This is a genomic window from Streptomyces lycii (assembly GCF_009735685.1).
Lineage (GTDB): Bacteria > Actinomycetota > Actinomycetes > Streptomycetales > Streptomycetaceae > Streptomyces > Streptomyces lycii.
Map to the genome: position 1 here is coordinate 87,612 of NZ_WHPN01000420.1, position 20,946 is coordinate 108,557.

Below are 20,946 nucleotides of genomic sequence, written 5' to 3' on the forward strand. Positions count from 1 at the left end.
CGCAAGCAGCCCGGGCGAAGAACGCCAAGGAGTTCTGGTGAAGAAGACCGCGACCCGTCTCGCGGACGGCCGCGAACTGCTCTATTACGACGCGCGGGACGACACCGTGCGCGACGCGGTGGACCGGCGGCCGCTCGACGCGGTCAACACGGCCTCGGAGATCAGGCGCGACCCGCTGCTCGGTGACGCGGTGGCCGTCGCCTCGCACCGGCAGGGCCGCACCTACCACCCGCCGGCCGACGAATGCCCGCTCTGCCCGTCCCGGGACGGCAGGCTCAGCGAGATCCCGGACGCCGACTACGACGTGGTGGTCTTCGAGAACCGCTTCCCCTCGCTCGCCGGGGACACCGGACGCTGCGAGGTCGTCTGCTTCACCTCCGACCACGACGCCTCCTTCGCGGATCTCACCGAAGCTCAGGCGCGGCTCGTCCTCGACGCCTGGACCGACCGGACGGCCGAGCTGTCCCGGCTCCCCGCCGTCCGGCAGGTCTTCTGCTTCGAGAACCGGGGCAAGGACATCGGCGTCACCCTGGGCCATCCGCACGGCCAGATCTACGCGTACCCCTTCGCGACGCCGCGTACCGAACTGATGCTCCGTTCGCTGGCGGGCCATCAGGAGCGGTCCGGGCGCAACCTCTTCGACGACGTGCTCGCGGACGAGCGGGCGGACGGCAGCCGGATCGTGCTGGCGGGCGAGCACTGGACGGCCTTCGTGCCGTACGCCGCCCACTGGCCCTACGAGGTCCACCTCTACCCGAACCACCGGGTGCCCGACCTGCCCGCCCTCGGCGAGGCGGCCCGCGCGGAGTTCCCCCGGGTCTACCTCGAACTGCTGCGGCGCTTCGACCGGGTCTTCGGGACCGGCGAGCCGCCCACCCCGTACATCTCGGGCTGGCACCAGGCGCCCGTCGCGGGCTGGGAGGGCTGGGACCGGCTCCCGGTGGACCGTGACGCCTTCGCCCTCCACCTCGAGCTTTTCACCATCCGCCGCACTTCCGGCAAGCTGAAGTTCCTCGCGGGTTCCGAATCCGGCATGAACGTGTTCATCAACGATGTGCCGCCGGAGACCGCGGCGGACCGACTGCGAGAGGTTGCGAGCGCGTGAGCGAGAAGAAGTATCTGGTCACCGGAGGCGCCGGCTATGTGGGCAGCGTCGTCGCCGCCCACCTGCTGGAGGCCGGACACCGGGTCACCGTGCTCGACGACCTGTCCACCGGGCACCGCGAGGGCGTCCCGGCCGGTGCCGAGTTCGCGCGGGGCCGCATCCAGGACCTGACGGCGGAGCAGCCCCCCGTGACGCTCGACGGCTCCTACGACGGGGTGCTGCACTTCGCGGCGTTCTCCCAGGTCGGCGAGTCCGTCACGGATCCCGAGAAGTACTGGCGCAACAACGTCGGCGGCACCGTGGAGCTGCTGACCGCCATGCGCGCCGCGGGCATCGGCAAGCTCGTCTTCTCCTCCACCGCCGCCACCTACGGCGAGCCGGAGTCGGTCCCGATCACCGAGTCCGACACCACCGCGCCCACCAGTCCGTACGGCGCCACCAAGCTGGCCGTCGACCACATGATCGCCGGCGCGTGCGCCGCACACGGCCTCGCCGCCACCTCGCTGCGCTACTTCAACGTCGCCGGCGCCTACCGCGCGGCCGACGGCGTCACCTACGGCGAGCGGCACGACCCGGAGTCCCACCTCATCCCGCTCGTCCTCCAGGTCGCCCAGGGCCGACGCGACGCCATTTCCGTCTACGGCGACGACTACCCGACCCCCGACGGCACCTGCGTCCGCGACTACATCCACGTCGCCGACCTCGCCGAGGCCCACCTCCTCGCCCTCGGCGCCGCGACCCCCGGCGAGCACCTGGTCTGCAACCTCGGCAACGGCAACGGCTTCTCCGTCCGCGAGGTCGTCGAGACCGTCCGCCGCGTCACCGGCCACCCGGTCCCCGAGGTCGCGGCCCCGCGCCGGGGCGGCGACCCCGCCGTGCTCGTCGCGTCCGCCGACCGCGCCCGGGACCGCCTCGGCTGGAAGCCCCGCCGCGCCGATCTGGCCGGCATCGTCGCCGACGCCTGGGCGTTCTGCACCGGCCGCGACGCGGACGGCGCCGGGCACACATCCGCCGGTGGCCCCGGACACGGCACCGGGCACGACTCCGGGAACGGCACCGCATGACAGGAGAAGCAGGCGTGACCGAGCAGCTCGAGCCCGCCTTCCGGGACCTCTACGGCACCGGGCCGGAGGGGGTGTGGGCCGCGCCCGGCCGGGTCAATCTGATCGGCGAGCACACCGACTACAACGACGGCTTCGTGCTGCCGCTGGCCCTCCCGCACACCGCCCGCGCGGCCGTCGCCCGCCGGGACGACGGCGTGCTGCGGCTGCACTCCGCCGACGTCGGGGGCGGCGTCACCGAGCTGCGGCTCGACGAGCTGGAGCCCGGCGGCGTCCAGGGCTGGGAGGCGTACCCGGCCGGGGTCGTCTGGGCGCTGCTCGACGCCGGTCACCCGGTCACCGGGCTGGACCTGCATTTGGCGTCCACCGTCCCCACCGGCGCCGGGCTCTCCTCGTCCGCCGCGCTGGAAATCGTCACCGCGCTGGCCGTGAACGACCTGTACGACCTCGGCCTCCAGCGGTGGCGGCTGGCCCGGCTCGCGCAGCGCGCGGAGAACGTCTTCGTCGGCGTGCCCTGCGGGATCATGGACCAGACGGCGTCCGCCTGCTGTACCGAGGGCCACGCCCTGCATCTCGACACCCGGGACCTCGGGCAGCGCCAGGTCCCGTTCGACCTCGCCGCCGAGGGGCTGCGGCTGCTGGTCGTCGACACCCGCGTCAAGCACCAGCTGGGCGACGGGGCGTACGCGAACCGGCGCTCGGCCTGCGAGAAGGGCGCCGCCCTGCTGGACGTGCCCGCGCTGCGCGACATTCCGTACGAGGAACTGGCCGGGGCCCTCGCCCGGCTGGACGACCCGGTCCTGCGTCGCCGGGTGCGGCACGTCGTCACCGAGAACCACCGGGTCGAGGAGGTCATCGGCCGGCTGGAAGCGGGTGACCCGCGCGCCATCGGCCCGCTGCTGACCGCGGGGCACGTCTCGCTCCGTGACGACTTCGAGGTCTCCTGCCCCGAGCTGGACCTGGTGGTGGCGTCGGCGGAGGACGCCGGTGCGCTGGGCGCCCGGATGACGGGCGGCGGATTCGGCGGTTCGGCGGTCGTGCTCGTGGAGGAGGACGGGGCCGAGGAGGTCGGCAGGGCCGTCACGGCGGCCTTCGCGGCCCGGGGGCACCGCGCGCCGCGCGTGTTCACGGCCGTACCGGCGGCGGGGGCGCGCCGGCTGGCGTAGGGACTGGTTCCGCGGGGGTCCGCGGGTTCTGCGGTGCGACGGGGCCGGTCCCAGGGATCCGCCGGGCCGGTCCCATGGATCCTCGGGGCGGCCCACGGACCCGCCGGTGTGCCTGTCCGGGCCCGCGGATCCGCGGGGCGGTTCCACGGATCCGCTGGGGCGGGTCCCGCGGATCAGCCGGGGCGCCTGGCCGCGCCCCGCGGATCCGCGGGGCGCGGCACCGCGTACGCTCCGGCGGGCTCCGGCGGGGCCCGGTGGGCTCCGGCGGGGCCCGGTGGGCTCCGGCGGGCGCGCGGTCCGTGGCCGGGGGCCTGCCCGCGCTCTCTCCTCCGCCCGCCGCTGCCCGCGCCCGGGTTCCTGCCCGATAGGGCTCTTCCTGCCGGTTTCCCCGCCGGCCCCCGGCGGTTCCCCCGGTTGCCGGGGGTTCTCTCCGGAGCCTTGCAACTGCACGGAGCGCACACCGATCCGCCGCCCTCGGAGATCCACACCCTGCCCCCGGCGGCTTCCGAGCGCGGCGCGACCGGCCCGGATGTGGCCGCCGCGACGGACCCTGTTGATTTCTGTCGCTGGATGCAACAGCAAACACAGCAAGAACAGCGAAGGCACGTTCGGGCCCGAACACTTTCGCCAATCCACTTCCCAGGCCGGTCCTTCGCCGTACGCTGATGCACAGCACCGGTGGGGGCCGGTGTTCATTTCAGGGGGCGAGACAGTCGGGTACGGCGCCCGGGGCGGGGTGACATCGCGGCACGGCGGCGGCCGGTCGCGGGACCTCCGCACCGTCAGGGCGGGGGGATCCGCCTCGGGCGTCGTGCCCGCTCTGCCCGTGTCGAGGCATGGGAGTCGCTGTGACACGTATCCGGGTGCTGGTGGTGGACGATCACCGCATCTTCGCCGAGTCGCTGGCCGCTGCGCTCGCCGCCGAACCGGATGTGGACGTGGCGGCGGCCGGCAGCGGGCCCGCCGCGCTGCGTTCGATGGAACGGGCCGCGGCCGAGGGCCGGCGTTTCGACGTGATGCTCGTCGACGCCGACCTCGGCGGTGCCGCCGGGGGAGCGGCCGGCGGTGGCGCCGGTCCGGGCGCCCCGGTGCCGCCGGCGCCCGGAGTGCCCTCCGGCGCTGCCCGCGGCGGTGCCCGCGACCCGGCCGCCGAGGTCGCCCTGGACGGCATGGCCCTGGTCACCCGGGTGCGGGACGCCCGGCAGGGGGTCCGTACGGTCGTGCTGGCCGAGCGGGACGATCCGCGCCGGGCGGCCGCCGCGCTCCAGGCAGGCGCGTTCGGCTGGGTCGCCAAGGACTGCTCGCTGTCCCGGCTGCTGTCCGTGATCCGCGGAGTGCTGCGCGACGAGACCCATCTGCCGCCGGCGCTGCTGACCGGGGTGCTGCGGGAGCTGACGGCGGCCCGCAAGCACCGTACGGAGAGCGAGCGGCTCGTGGAGTCGCTGACGCCGCGCGAGCGCGAGGTGCTGCGCTGCATGGTCGCGGGGCTGGGCCGCAAGGCGGTGGCCGAGCGGCTCTTCCTCTCGCCGCACACCGTCCGCACCCACATGCAGAACGTGCTGGGCAAGCTCGGGGTGCATTCGACGCTGGCGGCGGTGGCGCTGGCCCGGCGGGCCGGGGTCGGCCCGGTGGAGGATCTTCCGGCGGTGGGCAGCGCGGGCTGAGCCGCGCCGCGGGCCGTTCAGCCACTGGGTCGGGGCCGTGTCGGGGGCCGGGACGGGGGCGGGCGGTTCGGCCGCCGGGTCCGGGCCGTCGTGTCCCGGGGCCGGGGCGGGTCCGGGCCGCGCCCGGGGTCCGGTGCCGTGGTGTCCCGGTGCCGGTATCAGCCCGGCAGGTTGTCGAAGGGTGCCGTCAGCTGCCGCAGCAGCCCCGCGAGTTCACCCCGCTGGACCGCCGACAGCTCGGCCAGGATGGCCCGTTCCTGGGCCAGCAGCCCGGCCAGCGAGCTGTCGGCGCGGTCGCGCCCCTCGGCGGTGAGCCGCACCAGCACGCCGCGCCGGTCGCTGGGGTCGGGCAGCCGCTCGACGAGGCCCTTCTTGGCGAGCCGGTCGATGCGGTTCGTCATGGTGCCGGAGGTGACCAGCGTCTGGGTGAGCAGCTGGCCCGGTGAGAGCTGGTACGGGGCGCCCGCGCGGCGCAGCGCGGTGAGGACGTCGAACTCCCAGGGCTCCAGGCCGTGCTCGGCGAAGGCGATCCGCCGGGCCCGGTCGAGATGGCGTGCGAGCCTGCTGATGCGGCTCAGCACCTCCAGCGGCTCCACGTCGAGGTCCGGACGCTCCCGGCGCCACGCAGCGACCAGCCGATCGACCTCGTCCTCCATGCGGATCAGTGTAGTAGGTCTGTCGACATGAAGTCTCTTGATGTCGAGTCTCTTGTCATCAAGAGATAATCGGTGCCACAGTGGGCACCGGTCGGCGCGAGGGCGCTCCGCCGTCCCGCGGCCCGCACCGCACCGACCGTACCCGCCGGCGAGGGGGCTCCATCCATGCACGCGCCCGTCTGGGACCCGCAGCAGTATCTGCGTCACTCCGGCCACCGCGCCAGGCCCTTCCACGACCTGCTCCAGCGGATCCCCGACCCGCCCGCCCGCGGCCGCCCGGCCCGTATCGCCGACCTGGGCTGCGGCCCCGGCAACGTCACCGCCCTCCTCGCCGAGCGCTGGCCCGGCGCGCACATCACGGGGTACGACAACTCCCCCGAGATGCTCCGGCGCGCGGCCGCACACGCCGGGCCCACGCCCGGCGGCGGCAGGATCGACTTCCGCCCCGCCGACGCGGCCGGCTGGGTGCCGGACGAACCGCAGGACCTGATCGTCTCCAACGCCACCCTGCAGTGGGTCCCCGGGCACACCGGGTCGTTCGCCGCCTGGACCGGCGCGCTCACCCCCGGCGGCACCTTCGCCTTCCAGGTCCCCGGTAACTTCGCCGCCCCGAGCCACACCCTGCTGCGCGAGCTGTGCGCCGACGCGCGGTGGCGCGACCGGCTCGGGCCGCGGACGGCCCGGCCGGCCGCCGTGCGCGAGCCCTCGGACTATCTGGCGGTGCTCACCGGCCTCGGCTGCGAGAGCGATGTCTGGGAGACGACGTATCTGCACCTCCTCGAGGGCGCGGACCCGGTCCTGGACTGGGTCAAGGGCACCGCTCTGCGCCCCGTGCTCACCGCCCTGGAGGACGACCCGGACGCCCGGGAGGAATTCCTCGGGCAGTACCGGGACCTGCTGCGCGCGGCCTATCCTCCGGGTCCGCACGGCACGGTCTTCCCGTTCCGCCGCGTCTTCGCCGTCGCCCGCAAGCCCGCCACCGACCAGCAGGAGGTCTGATGCTCGCCGCAGTCGATCACGTCCAGCTCGCCGCCCCGCCCGGAAGCGAGGAGGCCCTGCGCGCCTACTACACCGGTGCGCTCGGCATGACGGAGATCCCCAAGCCGGAACCGCTCGCCTCGCGCGGCGGCTGCTGGTTCACCGCCGGGCCCGTGCAGCTGCACCTCGGCATGGAACCGGACTTCCGGCCCTCGAAGAAGGCCCACCCCGGTCTGCGGGTCACCGGCATCGACGCGTTCGCCGCGCGGCTGGAGGCGGCGGGCGCGAAGGTCGTCTGGAACTCCGAGCTGCCGGGCCACCGGCGCTTCTACTCCGAGGACCCCGCCGGCAACGTCCTGGAGTTCCTGGAGCCGGACGCAGGGTGAGCGGGCGGGCGGCCGGACGTGCGTGAGCCGGACGCCGGGCGGGCCGGACACCGGGGGAGCCGGGTGCGTGAGCCGGACGCCGGGCGGGCCGGACACCGGGGGAGCCGGGTGCGTGAGCCGGACGCCGGGTGAGCCCGGGCCCGCCCGCGGGTGAGGCAGGCTTCCCGGTGAACCCGGCCTCCTGGTGAGCCCGGCCCCCGGTGAGCCCGGCCGCGGCAACGGAGACACCGGCGGGACCGGGCCCGGAAGCCCGGCCCCGCCGGTGTTTTCCCTCTGCTCACGGAGCGCTACGCCTTGCGGTGTCCTATCAGCCGCGGCTTCTGCTCCAGCCCGTCCAGGCCGTGCCACGCGAGGTTCACCAGATGCGCCGCGACCTCGGCCTTCTTCGGCTTGCGGACGTCCAGCCACCACTGGCCGGTCAGCGCGACCATGCCCACCAGGGCCTGTGCGTACAGCGGCGCCAGCTTCGGGTCGAAGCCGCGCGCCTTGAACTCCAGCCCGAGGATGTCCTCCACCTGGGTCGCGATGTCGCTGATCAGCGAGGCGAAGGTGCCGGTCGACTGGGCCACGGGGGAGTCCCGTACCAGGATCCGGAAGCCGTCCGTATACGTCTCGATGTAGTCCAGCAGCGCGAACGCCGCCTGCTCGCACAGCTCCCGCGGATGGCCGGCGGTCAGGCCGTTGGTGACCATCTCCAGGAGTTTGCGCATCTCGCGGTCGACCACGACGGCGTACAGGCCCTCCTTGCCGCCGAAGTGCTCGTACACCACCGGCTTGGACACCCCGGCCTTCGCCGCGATCTCCTCCACCGACGTGCCCTCGAAGCCCTTCGCGGCGAACAGGGTACGGCCGATGTCCAGCAGCTGTTCGCGGCGCTCCTTGCCCGTCATGCGGACCCGCCTGCCCCGTCTGCCACCCCCGGACGCGGGCTTGGACGCGGTCTTGCTCTGCTCGCTGCTGCTTCCATCGATGGCCACGCGGTCAATCATGCCGCCTTGGCGGCATGGTCCTCACGTGAGTTACCGCTCTTGCGCCGGGAGTCGATCCGGGCGGCGCTCGGCCAGCGCACGTCGTACGCCCATCCGGCCTTCTCGAACCAGCGGATCAGCCGGGCGCTGGAGTCGATCTGGCCGCGCTCCACGCCGTGCCGCGCCGACGTCGGGTCGGCGTGGTGCAGGTTGTGCCAGGACTCGCCGCAGGAGAGGACCGCCAGCCACCAGACGTTGCCGGAGCGGTCACGGGACTTGAACGGGCGCTTGCCCACCGCGTGGCAGATCGAGTTGATCGACCAGGTCACGTGGTGCAGCAGGGCCACCCGCACCAGCGAACCCCAGAAGAAGGCGGTCGCCGCGCCCTGCCAGGACCAGGTCACCAGGCCGCCCACCAGCGGCGGGATAGCCAGCGACACCACGGTCCAGAGCACGAACTGGCGGGAGATCCGGCGGATCGCCGTGTCCTTGATCAGATCGGGCGCGTACTTCTGCTGCGGGGTCTGCTCCTCGTCGAACATCCAGCCCATGTGGGCCCACCACAGGCCCTTCAGCAGCGCGGGCACCGTCTCGCCGTACCGCCAGGGGGAGTGGGGATCGCCCTCGGCGTCGGAGAACTTGTGGTGCTTGCGGTGATCGGCCACCCAGCGCACCAGCGGCCCCTCGACGGCCATCGACCCGGCGAGCGCCAGCGCGATCCGCAGCGGCCGCTTCGCCTTGAAGGAGCCATGGGTGAAATAGCGGTGGAAGCCGACGGTGATGCCGTGGCAGCCCAGGAAGTACATGCCGGCCAACAGCCCGAGATCCAGCCAGCTCACCCCCCAGCCCCAGGCCAGCGGCACCGCCGCGACGAGCGCCGCGAACGGCACCGTGATGAAGAGGAGCAGTGTGATCTGCTCGATCGATCTCTTGTTGTCGCCGCCCAGCGTGGCGGACGGAAGAGGGGCGGGATCGGGGGCCTGGGGGGCGTCGATGACTTCGGGACCTGCGGTCATGGGGGTGTACCTCACCGAACGGGGGCATGGCTACGGTTGCGTAACCTACGGCATCGTAAGTATGGCAGTGCTCGCTCTGCGGTCAACAGGGCTGTGGATAACCCGTGCGGCTGGGCACTTATCCTGGGGGCGCCGGACAGCGCGGTCCGCACCCCGCCCGAAGTGCTCATCCATGCAAGGAGCCGCACCTGTGAGCAGTGCCGACCCCACGACAGAGAACAACGCCCCGCTGCGCGCCGACATCCGCCGTCTCGGTGATCTCCTCGGCGAAACACTCGTCCGGCAGGAGGGGCCCGAGCTTCTCGACCTGGTCGAGCGCGTCCGGGCCCTCACCCGCACGGACGGCGAAGCCGCCGCCGCGCTCCTCGGGGAGACCGACCTGCCCACCGCCGCGAAGCTCGTCCGCGCCTTCTCGACGTACTTCCACCTGGCGAACGTCACCGAGCAGGTGCACCGCGGCAAGGAGCTCCGCGCCCGCCGCGCCGCGGAGGGCGGTCTCCTCGCCCGTACGGCCGACCGGCTCAAGGACGCCGACCCCGAGCACCTGCGCGAGACCGTCAAGCACCTCAACGTCCGGCCGGTCTTCACCGCGCACCCGACCGAGGCCGCGCGCCGCTCCGTGCTCAACAAGCTCCGCCGCATCGCGGCGCTGCTGGAGACCTCCGTCGAGGGCGGTGACCGCCGCCGCGCCGACCTGCGGCTCGCCGAGAACATCGACCTCGTCTGGCAGACCGACGAGCTGCGTGTGGTCCGCCCGGAACCCGCCGACGAGGCCCGCAACGCCATCTACTACCTCGACGAGCTGCACGCCGGCGCCGTCGGCGACGTCCTGGAGGACCTCGCCGCCGAGCTGGAGCGCGTCGGCGTCGAGCTGCCGCCCGGCACCCGCCCGCTGACCTTCGGCACCTGGATCGGCGGCGACCGCGACGGCAACCCCAACGTCACCCCCGACGTGACCCGCGAAGTCCTCATCCTCCAGCACGAGCACGGCATCACCGACGCCCTCGAACTCGTCGACCAGCTCCGCGGCCTGCTCTCCAACTCCATCCGCTACACCGGAGCCACCCAGGAGCTGCTGGACTCCCTCGCCCTCGACCTCGAGCGGCTCCCCATCAGCCCCCGCTACAAGCGGCTCAACGCCGAGGAGCCCTACCGGCTCAAGGCCACCTGCATCCGCGAGAAGCTGATCAACACCCGGGAACGGCTCGCCAAGGGCACCCCGCACCAGGACGGCCGCGACTACCTCGGCACCGCCGAGCTGCTCGACGACCTCACCCTCGTGCAGGAGTCGCTGCGGGCCCACCGGGGCGGCCTCTTCTCCGACGGCCACCTCGACCGCACCATCCGCACCCTCGCCGCCTTCGGCCTCCAGCTCGCCACCATGGACGTCCGCGAGCACGCCGACGCCCACCACCACGCGCTCGGGCAGCTCTTCGACCGTCTCGGCGAGGAGTCCTGGCGCTACGCCGACATGCCGCGCGACTACCGCACCAGGCTGCTCGCCAAGGAACTCCGCTCCCGCCGCCCCCTGGCCCCGAGCCCCGCGCCGCTCGACGCCGCCGGAGCCAAGACCCTCGGTGTCTTCGAGACCGTCCGCGACGCCCTGGAACGCTTCGGGCCGGAGGTCGTCGAGTCGTACATCATCTCCATGTGCCAGGGCGCCGACGACGTCTTCGCCGCGGCCGTCCTCGCCCGCGAGGCCGGGCTCGTCGACCTGCACGCCGGCTGGGCCAAGATCGGCATCGTGCCGCTGCTGGAGACCACCGACGAGCTGCGCGAGGCCGACACCATCCTCGACGCCATGCTCGCCGACCCCTCCTACCGGCGGCTCGTCGCCCTCCGCGGCGACGTCCAGGAGGTCATGCTCGGCTACTCCGACTCCTCGAAGTTCGGCGGCATCACCACCAGCCAGTGGGAGATCCACCGCGCCCAGCGCCGGCTGCGCGACGTCGCGCACCGGCACGGCGTACGGCTGCGCCTCTTCCACGGCCGTGGCGGCACCGTCGGCCGTGGCGGCGGCCCCTCCCACGACGCGATCCTCGCCCAGCCCTGGGGCACCCTGGAGGGCGAGATCAAGGTCACCGAGCAGGGCGAGGTCATCTCCGACAAGTACCTCGTGCCGTCCCTCGCCCGGGAGAACCTGGAACTCACCGTCGCGGCCACCCTCCAGGCGTCGGCGCTGCACACCGCGCCCCGCCAGTCCGACGAGGCGCTGGCCCGCTGGGACGCCGCCATGGACGCCGTCTCGGAGGCCGCGCACGGCTCGTACCGCAAGCTGGTCGAGGACCCCGACCTGCCCGCGTACTTCTTCGCGTCCACCCCCGTCGACCAGCTCGCCGACCTGCACCTCGGCTCCCGGCCCTCCCGCCGGCCCGACAGCGGCGCCGGGCTCGACGGGCTGCGGGCCATCCCGTGGGTCTTCGGCTGGACCCAGTCCCGGCAGATCGTCCCCGGCTGGTACGGCGTGGGCTCCGGTCTCCGGGCGGCCCGCGAGGCCGGACTCGACAGCGTCCTGGACGAGATGCACCAGCACTGGCACTTCTTCCGGAACTTCCTCTCGAATGTCGAGATGACCCTCGCGAAGACCGACCTGCGGATCGCCCGCCACTACGTCGACACCCTCGTACCCGAAGATCTCAAGCACGTCTTCGCCACCATCGAGGCCGAGCACGAGCGTACGGTGGAGGAGGTCCTGCGGATCACCGGTGGTGAGAAGCTGCTCGACTCCAACCCGGTGCTCCAGCAGACCTTCGCCATCCGGGACGCCTATCTCGACCCGATCTCCTACCTCCAGGTCGCCCTCCTCGACCGGCAGCGCAAGGCCGCCGCGAGCGGCGAGGAGGCGGACCCGCTGCTGTCGCGGGCCCTGCTGCTGACGGTGAACGGGGTGGCCGCGGGGCTCCGCAACACGGGGTGACCCGCGGTCCGCACCGGCGGGCATGAGGCCGGTCCCGGCACCTTGCGGTGCGGGGACCGGCCTCATGCCATGAGACGGGGTCTTCCGGGGGTGCCGCCTCCGGCTCCGCGCCGGAAACCACGGGACCGGCGCCCGACGGCCCGGCCGGGCAGAAACCGGTCGGGGCGGGCAGGCCGGATCCCGGGCCGGGACAGTCCCGGCGCCAGAAGGGGCTGGGGCCGAAGCCGGTGCCGGGAGGCCAAGAAGGGCCGGGTTTCGGCAGGCGGTCCGCGGAGCCGGAGCCGGAGCCGGGGAGGGACAGCAGGGCTTGGAGCCGGTGCGGGGGCCGGAGCCGCCGCAGAGCCCGGAGCCGGACCGGGCGGAGCCGGCCGTACGAGGCGGGAGCCGGCATCCGGCGGGTCAGAGCGTCAGGAACGCCCCCGCCAGCAGGACGGCGCCCAGCGCGCCCGTCGCCCAGGCCGTGCGGCGCATCCGCAGACCACCCGCCACCACCAGGGCCGCCAGCAGCAGGGAGCCCGCGAACGGCACCCAGGAGTGCAGCACACCGGCCGTCCCGGTCCGCACGACCTCCTCGGTGCCCGGCTTCACCGCCACCGCGAGGCGCTCGCCCTTCTCACTGGTGACCGCCTTGTCGATCGTCACCTCCGGCCGCACCTCCCCGGCCGGGTCGGCCGGGGTGAACGGCCCCGTGCACGTGTCCTGGGAACACGTCTCGATCGTCACGGTGCCGCGTTCCCGGCCCTTCGTGAGCATCGCGTGCTGGGCGCTGTCCCAGGAGGTCCACACACCGGCGACGAGCAGGAGCAGCGCCACGGCCGCCATCAGGGCGTACTTGGAGACCAGCAGCAGGCCGAAGGCGCTCTCCCCCGCGCGCCGCGGCAGGGGACGCTTGGACTTGGTTCGGGCCATGCCCGGGATCCTTGGCCATGGGAAAGCTGTCGGTCAACCTGCGGCCACCGCCTTGGGCGGGAGTGTCCCATAAGGCACCGAACGTGCCCGGGTCAGGTGTTGTACGTACTCTGCGCCCGTTCCAGACCGTCCGTGATCAGCGACTCCACCGAATCCGCCGCCCGGTCCACGAAGTAGTCCAGTTCCTTGCGCTCCGCCGCCGAGAAGTCCTTCAGCACGAACGCCGCCACATCCATCCGGCCCGGCGGCCGGCCGATGCCGAAGCGCACCCGGAAGTAGTCCGCGCCCAGCGACTTCGTGATGGACTTCAGCCCGTTGTGCCCGTTGTCGCCGCCGCCCTGCTTCAGCCGCAGCGCCCCGTAACCGATGTCCAGCTCGTCGTGGATCGCGACGAGCCGCTCCACCGGCACCTTGTAGAAGTCCCGCAGCGCCGTCACCGGGCCGCCCGACAGGTTCATGTACGACATGGGCTTCGCCACCACCACCCGGCGGCCCGCGGGACCCGGGCCGCCCAGCCGGCCCTCGACGACCTGCGCGCGCGAGCGGTGCGCCTTGAAACGGCCGCCCATCCGCCCGGCCAGCAGATCGGCCACCATGAAACCGACGTTGTGCCGGTTCGCCGCGTACTCGGGACCGGGGTTGCCCAGACCCACGATCAGCCAGGGGCTGTCCGCATCGCTCATCTACGTCTCTCCTGCCGGGTGTTCTGGTACAGGCATATCGCAAGAACGGGCGCCGCCCCACCCCGCTCCGTGGAGCAGGGCGGGGCGGCGCCCACGGCACAACGCCGACGGGGAGGCTCAGGCCTCCGCGCCCTCGGCCTCTTCCTCCTCGGACGGGGCCTCGGCCTGGGCGGCGACGACCTGGACCACCACGGTGTCCTCGTCGACCGCGAGAACCGTGCCGGCCGGCAGCTCGATGTCCTTCGCCTGGATCGAGGCACCGGCCTCCAGGCCCTCGACGGAGACGGTGAACGACTCCGGGATGTGGGTGGCCTCGGTCTCGACCGGCAGCGCGTCGAGCATGTGCTCCAGCAGGTTGCCGCCCGGGGCCAGGTCGCCCTCGGTGTGCACCGGGACGTCGACCGTGACCTTCTCGCCCTGGCGGACGGCCAGCAGGTCGATGTGGACCAGGAAGCCGCGGATGGCCTCACGCTGCACGGCCTTGGGGATGACCAGCTCGCTCTTGCCGCCGGCGACGTCCAGACGGATCAGCACGTTGGAGTGCTTGAGGGCCATCATCAGGTCGTAGCTCGGGATCGCCACGTGCACCGGCTCGCCGCCGTGGCCGTAGATGACGCCGGGGACCTTGCCGTCGCGGCGGGTCCGGCGGGCCGCGCCCTTGCCGAAGTCGGTCCGCAGCTCTGCGGGGATCTTGTACTCAGCCATGGCTGCACTCCTCGTAATTCCGCGGCCGCGGCGATCTGCCGCGCCGCTGTGTCCGACGGCCGTCACCCGGCCCACGACAGACCTGCTACGAAGAGCGCGTCGATAACGGACCGCCGCCCCCGGAACGGGTGCGGCCTCCCTCGCCGAGCAACTCCACGAGTCTACCCGGCGGGGAGGCCGCCCAAGAAATCGATCAACCCGGCGTGAGGGGTACGCCCGCGGCGCGACCGGGACGGCCGCGCCGGGCGTCCGGCGTCAGGCCTGCTCGTCGAAGAGGCTCGTCACCGAGCCGTCCTCGAACACCTCGCGCACCGCACGCGCGATCGTCGGCGCCATCGACAGCACCGTGATCTTGTCGAGGTCCAGCTCGCCCGGCGTCGGCAGCGTGTTCGTGAACACGAACTCGCTCACCTTCGAATTCTTCAGCCGGTCCGCCGCCGGACCCGACAGCACACCGTGCGTCGCCGTGACGATGACGTCCTCGGCGCCGTTCGCGAACAGCGCGTCCGCCGCGGCGCAGATCGTGCCACCCGTGTCGATCATGTCGTCGACCAGGACGCACACGCGCCCCTCGACGTCACCGACCACCTCGTGCACCGTGACCTGGTTCGCGACTTCCTTGTCCCGCCGCTTGTGCACGATCGCCAGCGGCGCGCCCAGCCGGTCGCACCAGCGGTCCGCGACCCGCACCCGGCCGGCGTCCGGCGAGACCACCGTCAGCTTCGAGCGGTCCACCTTCGCGCCCACGTAGTCCGCGAGGACCGGCAGCGCGAACAGATGGTCCACCGGGCCGTCGAAGAATCCCTGGATCTGGTCCGTGTGCAGATCCACCGTGAGAATCCGGTCCGCGCCCGAGCACTTGAGCAGATCCGCGACGAGCCGCGCCGAGATCGGCTCCCGGCCGCGGTGCTTCTTGTCCTGACGGGCGTAACCGAAGAAGGGCAGGATCACGGTGATGCTCCGGGCCGAGGCCCGCTTGAGAGCATCGATCATGATCAGCTGCTCCATGATCCATTTATTGATGGGAGCCGTGTGGCTCTGCATCAGGAAGCAGTCCGCGCCGCGCGCCGACTCCTCGTAGCGGACGTAGATCTCACCGTTGGCGAAGTCGAACACCTTCGTCGGGACCAGGCCGACCCCCAGCTGGTAGGCGACCTCCTCGGCAAGCTCGGGGTGGGCGCGGCCGGAGAAGAGCATCAGCTTCTTCTCGCCGGTCGTCTTGATCCCGGTCACAGCACAGTCTCCTTGCCAGCGACAAAAATCTCAGGGGGCACTTTGTGTGCAGTTCTCACGGTACGCCCCGCACGGCGTACCCCAGCACGCTCTACTCCTCGTCGCCGTCCTCACGGCGAGCTGCGGAAGCGGCCTGCGCGGCGGCGCTTCCGGGGCGCTTTCGGGCCACCCAACCCTCGATATTCCGCTGCTGGCCGCGTGCCACGGCCAGCGAACCCGGGGGTACGTCCTTGGTGATGACCGAGCCCGCCGCGGTGTACGCGCCGTCCCCGACCGTGACAGGAGCCACAAACATGTTGTCCGAGCCCGTCTTGCAATGTGAGCCGATCGTCGTCCGGTGCTTGCTCTCACCGTCGTAATTCACAAAGACGCTCGCGGCGCCGATGTTCGTGTACTCGCCGATCGACGCGTCGCCCACATAGGACAGATGCGGCACCTTCGTGCCCTCGCCGATCTCCGCGTTCTTCATCTCGACGTACGTCCCGGCCTTTGCCTTGCGGGCCAGCCGGGTACCCGGCCGCAGATAGGCGTACGGGCCCACGGAAGCCTCCGGTCCGATCTCGGCGCCGACCGCCACCGTGTTGACCACCCGGGCGCCCGGGCCGACCGCGGTGTCCGTCAGCGTCGAGTTCGGCCCGACCTCCGCGCCCGCCGCGACGCGCGTGGCCCCGTGCAGCTGCGTCCCCGGGTGCACGACCGCGTCCGGCTCGAACGTCACCGACGCGTCGATCCACGTCGTCGCCGGGTCGACCACCGTCACACCGCTCAGCATCGCGGCCTCCAGCAGCCGCAGGTTCAGCAGCCGGCGCGCCTCCGCCAGCTGCACCCGGTTGTTGATCCCCAGGATCTCCCGGTGGTCGGCCGCCACGGAGGCCCCGACCCGGTGCCCGGCCTCGCGCAGGATGCCCAGCACGTCCGTGAGGTACTCCTCACCCTGGCTGTTGTCCGTACGCACCTTGCCCAGCGCCTCCGCCAGCAGCCGGCCGTCGAAGGCGAACACCCCGGAGTTGATCTCGCCGATCGCGCGCTGCGCGGCCGTCGCGTCCTTGTGCTCCACGATCGCCGTGACCGAGCCGTCGGCCGCGTCCCGCACGATCCGCCCGTACCCGGTGGAGTCCGGCACCTCGGCCGTCAGCACCGTGACGGCGTTCCCGTCGGACTCGTGCGCCGCGGCCAGCCCCCGGAGCGTCTCCCCGGTCAGCAGCGGGGTGTCCCCGCAGACGACGACCACGGTCCCCTCGGCCGGGGTGCCGTCTCCGGCCAGTTCCTCCAGCCCCATCCGGACCGCGTGGCCCGTGCCGTTCTGCTCGTGCTGCACGGCGGTGCGCGCTCCGGGGTCGATCTCGGCGAGATGGCCGGCGACCTGTTCCCGGGCGTGGCCGACGACCACGACGAGGTGCTCCGGCTCCAGCTCCCGGGAGGCGGACACGACATGGCCGATCAGGGAGCGGCCGCAGATCGGGTGCAGGACCTTGGGGGTCGCCGACTTCATGCGGGTGCCCTCACCCGCGGCGAGGACGACGACGGCTGCCGGGCGGTTGACGCTCACGGGTGTGCCCTTCGGCTTCGAGTGGTGGACACCCGCAGGATACCGGTGCGTTTTCGGCCCGAAACGCGCGCGGGCCCCGACCGTGCGGCCGGGACCCGGTATGGGGGAAGTTGAGCTCCGCCGCCAGGACTCGAACCCGGACTTAGGCCACCAAAAGACCCAGTGCTGCCGATTACACCACGGCGGATCGCAGATCAGGCCAGACCGGACGCCTGGCCCGGCGCCGATTTGGCCGACACCACTATGCCGCACCACCAGCCCTCGATGCGACGGTACAGGTCGGCTGAGCCGCGGACACGGACGACCAGGCAGCCGTGGCAGCCGCTCCCGGCATTCTTCCGGACGGTCTTGGGGCTGTGCTTCTCCAGGGTCGTCTTGCCCAAGGTGCGCACGTCCGTCTTCGTGAGGTCGGCCCGGAACTGTTCTGCGGCGGGCATGTCGGCGCTTCCGTGGATCAGCACCCGGTACCTCAGACGGTCGGGTTCGACACCGAGAAGCTCCGGCCGGGCCAGATACACGATGATCATGTCCGGGTCGCTGTTCACGAAGGTCACGGACTCCCGGATCCGGCGGGCCTTGCTCTTGCTGCCTTCGGCCCAGTGGAGGCCGACCCCGAGGAGGAACAGTTCCCGGTCCGTCATCCGGCCGATCTCCTCGGCCGCGCCGCGCTTCGTCTGTTCTCGTACGCGGTCCCTCTCCTGCCGGTACGGGCCCCACCGGGCCTCGTTCGTGCGGCGGAGCCGCTCAGGCGGTGTCGGGGGCGCCGGCAGGTCGCGCACCCGGAGCGACACCGATCTTCGACACCCCCAGTTCCGCGACGATCCCGTCGCACGTCCTGCCCGCGCGCCGCAGGTCCCTGGCGCGCTCCCGCATTTCCGTCTCGGCTTGGACCATGGGTCCGGCGTGGTCGCCGACCAGTGCGAACGAGGCGAAAGCGTGGTCGATTCAGCAGTTCGTGTGGAAGTCGTGGAAATCGACTCTGTTCGAACCGTGCCCGTGTGGCCGACCGGGCCGGAAAAACCGTGGCGTGCGCCCGTAGGGTGGACGTTATGACCACAACGGGGGTAAGGGCCGCGGAAGCGGCCGGGCAGGAGGACGCGCCGCCGCCGGGGCCGTGGTGGTGGGCCCGGCGGCGGAGCATGGTGCTGGACGTCGTACTGGCGCTGGTGTCGGTCGTCGAGTGCGCCGTGGAGGGCGTGGCGTTCGCGGACCAGGCGGGGATTCCGGTGGCGCCGGCGGTGCTGCTGGGGGTCGTCTCGGGGGCGACGCTGCTGCTGCGGCGCCGGTGGCCGGCCGCGGTGGTGCTGGTGGCGGTCGCCGTCACACCGGCGGAGATGGGCTTCCTGCTGGGCGTCGTCGGCCTCTACACGCTCGCCGCGACCGAGATGCCCCGGCGCATCGTCGCCGCGCTGGCGGGGATGTCCCTGATCGGGACGCTGCTGGTGACCTTCATCCGGTTCCACCAGGACTTCCAGAGCGAGGGGTACACCCCGCCGGGCTGGGTCATGGTGCTGACCTCGATTCTCATGTCGCTGGGCCTGACGGCGCCGCCGGTGTTCCTGGGCCTGTACGTCGGTGCGCGGCGGCGGTTGGTGGAGAGCCTGCGGGAGCGCGCGGACGGTCTGGAGCGGGAGCTGTCGCTGCTCGCGGACCGGGCCGAGGAGCGCGCCGAGTGGGCGCGGAACGAGGAGCGGACCCGGATCGCGCGGGAGATGCACGACGTGGTGGCGCACCGGGTCAGCCTGATGGTCGTGCACGCGGCGGCGTTGCAGGCGGTGGCGGTGAAGGACCCGGAGCGGGCGGCGAGGAACGCCGGGCTGGTGGGGGACATGGGACGGCAGGCGCTGACGGAGCTGCGGGAGATGCTGGGTGTGCTGCGGTCGGGGCCGGAGGACGCTCCGGCCGGGGCGGCGGGCGGGGGGCGTGCCGCCGGTGGGCCGGAGGGGGAGCCCGGCGCCGGGGCCGCCGTGCCGGGTGGCGCGGGCGGGGCCGGTGCTCCGGGTGTACGGGGCGAACCGGGCGACCCGGGCGGACGGGGCGTGCGGGGCGGACGGGGCGAGGGGGCGCCGGGAGCGTCGGCGTTCCCGGACCCGGAGCCCCGTGGGGCGGGGCAGCCCCGGGATGCCGGGGAGGCCGGGGGAGCCGGGCAGGTCCGGAACGGGGCCGAGCCGTTCGCCGCGGAGCCGGGCGAGGGGCCGGGGCTGGCGGACCTGGAACTGCTGGTGGGCCAGTCGCGGCAGGCGGGGATGGCGGTGGAGCTGGCCGTGGAGGGGGACGGCCGGGGGTATGCGGCACCGGTGGAGCAGACGGTGTACCGGGTGGTGCAGGAGGCGCTGACGAACGTCCACAAGCACGCGGCAGGCGCGAAGGCGCTGGTGCGGCTGGCGCACCGGGAGGAAGAGGTCGCGGTGCTGGTCGAGAACGGCCCGGCGGGTGCCGGGGGCTCGGACGCCCGGCTGCCGAGCGGCGGGAACGGCCTGCTGGGGATGCGGGAGCGGGTGAGGGCACTGGGCGGGGGCTTCGTGTCGGGGCCGACGGAGGCGGGCGGTTTCCGCGTCTCGGCGGTGCTGCCCGACCGCACGGGCTGAGAGCCCGGCCCGTGTTCGTTCCTGCCGGTTCCCGGGGCATGCTCGGTCCGGTCGGTCCGGTCGGCCCGGGGCCCGGTGCGCGTCGCGGCGGGCTGTGAGGGAAGTCGTGGCGGGCCGTGGGGGGGAGTCGTGCGGGCCCGCGGGGCGGGCCCCGTGAGCGGTGCCGGGGCCCGTGCGCCGGTGCGGAGACCGCGGGGCGTACGGGCCCGTGGCGGGGCGTACGGGCCGCGGCGCCGGTGGACCGGGGCCGCTCCGTCAGTCCTCCGCGGGCGGTGCCGGTGCCGGAGTCGGTACGGAGCCGGCTTCGCGGTCGGTGGCACGGTCGGTGACCCGGCCGGTGCCGGGGTCGGTGCCGCGGCCGGCTTCGCGGTCGGTGGCGCCGCGGCCGGTGAGGGACGCCAGGCTGGCGCGGATGTGTTCCATCTGGCCGCGCATCTCTTCCCGGCGGGTGGTGTGGTCGCGCAGGATCCGTTCGGTCTCGCGTTCGACGCGTTCGCGGCGGGCATGCGCGTGGGCCAGGATTTCGGAGGCGTGGGCCTCGGACTCGTCGCGGTCGCGGCGGGCGGCCTCCTCGGCCTCGGTGCGCGCGCGGCGGGCGTCGGCGAGCACCTGCCGGGCCTGCTCGGTGAGTTCGGTGGTACGGGCTTCCACGGCGTCGGCGGCGGCCGCCAGCTCGCGGTCGGTCTCCTCGCGGCGGGCGGTGAGTTCGCGTTCCTGGGCGGCGAGGAGTTCGGTGGTCCGGCGGCGGGTCTCCTCGAGGGCGGCGTTGGCCTCGTCGCGCTGCCGCGCGGCTTTCCGGCGGGCGGCGGCGAGGGCGTCGTCGGCGATCTGCCGGGCGGCGGCCTCGGCCTGTCCGGCCCACTGCTCGGCCTCGCCGCGCACCCGCCCCGCGTGCTCGCGGGCGGCTTCGCGCAGGGCCGCGGCGGCCGCTTCGGCCTTCTCGCCGAGATCGCGGGCCGCGCTCTCGGCCCGGTCGCGGAGGTCGGCGGCCTCGGCCTCGGCGGCGCCCAGGATCTCCTGGGCGCGGGGGCCGAGGGAGGCGTAGTCCTGCGGGGCGAGGCGGCTCACGGCCTCGCGCAGCCGGGCGGCTTCGGCGGCGAGTTCCTCGGTCCGTGCGGTGAGCGCGGCGGCGCGGTCCAGGGCCTGGTCGCGGCTGGCGGTCAGGTCCCTCAGCGCGCGGTCGACCTGCTCGGGCCGGTAGCCGCGTTCGCGGCCGCGGACCGTGGTGAACCCGTCGGGTGACACGGCGGAACTGGCACTCATGCCTGGAGCCCTTTCGTCCGAGGTGAAGCGCGTCCGGGAGGGAGCGCGTCCGGGGTGAAGCGGTATCCGGCGTACATCTTTCTTGATCGGAGTGAACTG

Annotated in this window: 19 protein-coding genes and 1 tRNA gene; 8 read left to right on the forward strand and 12 right to left on the reverse strand. The window is 73.2% G+C overall.

Features of this window, described 5'->3' with window-relative positions; genetic code table 11:
• Window positions 1-37: 37 nt before the first annotated feature.
• The 4 genes from galT to GCU69_RS30335 all read left to right on the forward strand — a co-directional run bounded on the left by galT (window position 38) and on the right by GCU69_RS30335 (window position 4,996).
• Window positions 38-1,105 (forward strand): galactose-1-phosphate uridylyltransferase, encoded by a 1,068-nt coding sequence (galT, locus tag GCU69_RS30320; RefSeq protein WP_098752304.1) that lies wholly within the window; start codon window positions 38-40, stop codon window positions 1,103-1,105.
• Window positions 1,102-2,169, forward strand: a complete 1,068-nt coding sequence (gene galE / locus GCU69_RS30325) for a UDP-glucose 4-epimerase GalE (RefSeq protein ID WP_156207794.1) — start codon at window positions 1,102-1,104, stop codon at window positions 2,167-2,169. The genes galT and galE overlap by 4 nt, the downstream gene beginning before the upstream one ends.
• Window positions 2,166-3,332, forward strand: coding sequence for a galactokinase (galK, locus tag GCU69_RS30330; protein ID WP_098752302.1), 1,167 nt, complete (start codon window positions 2,166-2,168; stop codon window positions 3,330-3,332). Before galE ends, galK begins: the two co-directional genes overlap by 4 nt.
• An 836-nt stretch (window positions 3,333-4,168) precedes the next feature.
• The gene (locus GCU69_RS30335) at window positions 4,169-4,996 is read left to right on the forward strand and encodes a response regulator transcription factor (RefSeq protein ID WP_156207795.1); all 828 of its coding nucleotides are present in this window, start codon (window positions 4,169-4,171) and stop codon (window positions 4,994-4,996) included.
• 158 nt (window positions 4,997-5,154) lie between these two features.
• On the opposite strand, the gene GCU69_RS30340 is transcribed toward GCU69_RS30335, so the two are convergent.
• Window positions 5,155-5,652, reverse strand: a complete 498-nt coding sequence (locus GCU69_RS30340) for a MarR family winged helix-turn-helix transcriptional regulator (RefSeq protein WP_156207796.1) — start codon at window positions 5,650-5,652, stop codon at window positions 5,155-5,157.
• Window positions 5,653-5,817: 165 nt separating this feature from the next.
• On the opposite strand from GCU69_RS30340, the gene GCU69_RS30345 reads away from it, so the two are divergent.
• The gene (locus tag GCU69_RS30345; protein ID WP_156207797.1) at window positions 5,818-6,651 is read left to right on the forward strand and encodes a trans-aconitate 2-methyltransferase; all 834 of its coding nucleotides are present in this window, start codon (window positions 5,818-5,820) and stop codon (window positions 6,649-6,651) included.
• A complete protein-coding gene (locus tag GCU69_RS30350) occupies window positions 6,651-7,016 on the forward strand; it encodes a VOC family protein (protein ID WP_098752300.1) in 366 nt (121 codons plus the stop codon). Before GCU69_RS30345 ends, GCU69_RS30350 begins: the two co-directional genes overlap by 1 nt.
• A 287-nt stretch (window positions 7,017-7,303) precedes the next feature.
• On the opposite strand, the gene GCU69_RS30355 is transcribed toward GCU69_RS30350, so the two are convergent.
• Both GCU69_RS30355 and GCU69_RS30360 read right to left on the reverse strand, forming a co-directional pair.
• Window positions 7,304-8,005, reverse strand: coding sequence for a TetR/AcrR family transcriptional regulator (locus tag GCU69_RS30355; protein ID WP_098752299.1), 702 nt, complete (start codon window positions 8,003-8,005; stop codon window positions 7,304-7,306).
• Window positions 8,002-9,000: an acyl-CoA desaturase gene (locus GCU69_RS30360; RefSeq protein WP_098752298.1), complete on the reverse strand. Its 999-nt coding sequence runs from the start codon at window positions 8,998-9,000 to the stop codon at window positions 8,002-8,004. The genes GCU69_RS30355 and GCU69_RS30360 overlap by 4 nt, the downstream gene beginning before the upstream one ends.
• A 190-nt stretch (window positions 9,001-9,190) precedes the next feature.
• Here GCU69_RS30360 and ppc point away from each other — a divergent pair, with 190 nt between their 5' ends.
• The gene (ppc, locus tag GCU69_RS30365; RefSeq protein WP_408055861.1) at window positions 9,191-11,917 is read left to right on the forward strand and encodes a phosphoenolpyruvate carboxylase; all 2,727 of its coding nucleotides are present in this window, start codon (window positions 9,191-9,193) and stop codon (window positions 11,915-11,917) included.
• 399 nt (window positions 11,918-12,316) lie between these two features.
• Here ppc and GCU69_RS30370 read toward each other — a convergent pair whose 3' ends face one another.
• From GCU69_RS30370 to GCU69_RS34220, 8 genes are all read right to left on the reverse strand, one after another.
• Window positions 12,317-12,826 carry a hypothetical protein gene (locus tag GCU69_RS30370; protein WP_098752296.1) on the reverse strand — a complete coding sequence of 170 codons (510 nt, stop codon included), beginning with the start codon at window positions 12,824-12,826 and terminating at the stop codon, window positions 12,317-12,319.
• 92 nt (window positions 12,827-12,918) lie between these two features.
• The gene (pth, locus tag GCU69_RS30375) at window positions 12,919-13,509 is read right to left on the reverse strand and encodes an aminoacyl-tRNA hydrolase (protein ID WP_098752295.1); all 591 of its coding nucleotides are present in this window, start codon (window positions 13,507-13,509) and stop codon (window positions 12,919-12,921) included.
• A 117-nt stretch (window positions 13,510-13,626) separates the two neighbouring features.
• Window positions 13,627-14,214 (reverse strand): 50S ribosomal protein L25/general stress protein Ctc, encoded by a 588-nt coding sequence (locus GCU69_RS30380; RefSeq protein WP_098752294.1) that lies wholly within the window; start codon window positions 14,212-14,214, stop codon window positions 13,627-13,629.
• Between the two features lie 255 nt (window positions 14,215-14,469).
• Entirely contained in the window at window positions 14,470-15,447 is a 978-nt protein-coding gene (locus GCU69_RS30385; protein WP_098752293.1) for a ribose-phosphate diphosphokinase, read from the reverse strand.
• 91 nt (window positions 15,448-15,538) lie between these two features.
• On the reverse strand, window positions 15,539-16,996 hold the full coding sequence (gene glmU / locus GCU69_RS30390; protein ID WP_156207798.1) for a bifunctional UDP-N-acetylglucosamine diphosphorylase/glucosamine-1-phosphate N-acetyltransferase GlmU: 1,458 nt from the start codon (window positions 16,994-16,996) through the stop codon (window positions 15,539-15,541).
• 115 nt (window positions 16,997-17,111) lie between these two features.
• Window positions 17,112-17,183 (reverse strand) — tRNA-Gln (locus tag GCU69_RS30395).
• Between the two features lie 7 nt (window positions 17,184-17,190).
• The gene (locus GCU69_RS34215) at window positions 17,191-17,637 is read right to left on the reverse strand and encodes a hypothetical protein (protein ID WP_235978802.1); all 447 of its coding nucleotides are present in this window, start codon (window positions 17,635-17,637) and stop codon (window positions 17,191-17,193) included.
• A 103-nt stretch (window positions 17,638-17,740) separates the two neighbouring features.
• Complete coding sequence (locus GCU69_RS34220; protein WP_235978803.1) at window positions 17,741-17,890, reverse strand: hypothetical protein; 150 nt, start codon at window positions 17,888-17,890, stop codon at window positions 17,741-17,743.
• Between the two features lie 155 nt (window positions 17,891-18,045).
• Between GCU69_RS34220 and GCU69_RS30405 the strand changes: the two genes are divergently transcribed.
• Complete coding sequence (locus tag GCU69_RS30405; protein ID WP_156207799.1) at window positions 18,046-19,584, forward strand: sensor histidine kinase; 1,539 nt, start codon at window positions 18,046-18,048, stop codon at window positions 19,582-19,584.
• A 255-nt stretch (window positions 19,585-19,839) separates the two neighbouring features.
• On the opposite strand, the gene GCU69_RS30410 is transcribed toward GCU69_RS30405, so the two are convergent.
• Window positions 19,840-20,847 carry a coiled-coil domain-containing protein gene (locus tag GCU69_RS30410; RefSeq protein WP_176604678.1) on the reverse strand — a complete coding sequence of 336 codons (1,008 nt, stop codon included), beginning with the start codon at window positions 20,845-20,847 and terminating at the stop codon, window positions 19,840-19,842.
• Between the last annotated feature and the right edge of the window lie 99 nt (window positions 20,848-20,946).

Bases quoted from the DNA above. Each gene is read 5' to 3' on its own strand.
- GCU69_RS30360 (WP_098752298.1), bottom strand. From the start codon at position 9,000: ATGACCGCAGGTCCCGAAGTCATCGACGCCCCCCAGGCCCCCGATCCC.
- pth (WP_098752295.1), bottom strand. From the start codon at position 13,509: ATGAGCGATGCGGACAGCCCCTGGCTGATCGTGGGTCTGGGCAACCCC.
- GCU69_RS34215 (WP_235978802.1), bottom strand. From the start codon at position 17,637: ATGACGGACCGGGAACTGTTCCTCCTCGGGGTCGGCCTCCACTGGGCC.
- GCU69_RS30355 (WP_098752299.1), bottom strand. From the start codon at position 8,005: ATGATTGACCGCGTGGCCATCGATGGAAGCAGCAGCGAGCAGAGCAAG.
- GCU69_RS30335 (WP_156207795.1), top strand. From the start codon at position 4,169: ATGGGAGTCGCTGTGACACGTATCCGGGTGCTGGTGGTGGACGATCAC.
- GCU69_RS30345 (WP_156207797.1), top strand. From the start codon at position 5,818: ATGCACGCGCCCGTCTGGGACCCGCAGCAGTATCTGCGTCACTCCGGC.
- GCU69_RS30340 (WP_156207796.1), bottom strand. From the start codon at position 5,652: ATGGAGGACGAGGTCGATCGGCTGGTCGCTGCGTGGCGCCGGGAGCGT.
- GCU69_RS34220 (WP_235978803.1), bottom strand. From the start codon at position 17,890: ATGGTCCAAGCCGAGACGGAAATGCGGGAGCGCGCCAGGGACCTGCGG.
- GCU69_RS30405 (WP_156207799.1), top strand. From the start codon at position 18,046: ATGACCACAACGGGGGTAAGGGCCGCGGAAGCGGCCGGGCAGGAGGAC.
- GCU69_RS30380 (WP_098752294.1), bottom strand. From the start codon at position 14,214: ATGGCTGAGTACAAGATCCCCGCAGAGCTGCGGACCGACTTCGGCAAG.
- galK (WP_098752302.1), top strand. From the start codon at position 2,166: ATGACAGGAGAAGCAGGCGTGACCGAGCAGCTCGAGCCCGCCTTCCGG.
- GCU69_RS30370 (WP_098752296.1), bottom strand. From the start codon at position 12,826: ATGGCCCGAACCAAGTCCAAGCGTCCCCTGCCGCGGCGCGCGGGGGAG.
- GCU69_RS30350 (WP_098752300.1), top strand. From the start codon at position 6,651: ATGCTCGCCGCAGTCGATCACGTCCAGCTCGCCGCCCCGCCCGGAAGC.
- GCU69_RS30410 (WP_176604678.1), bottom strand. From the start codon at position 20,847: ATGAGTGCCAGTTCCGCCGTGTCACCCGACGGGTTCACCACGGTCCGC.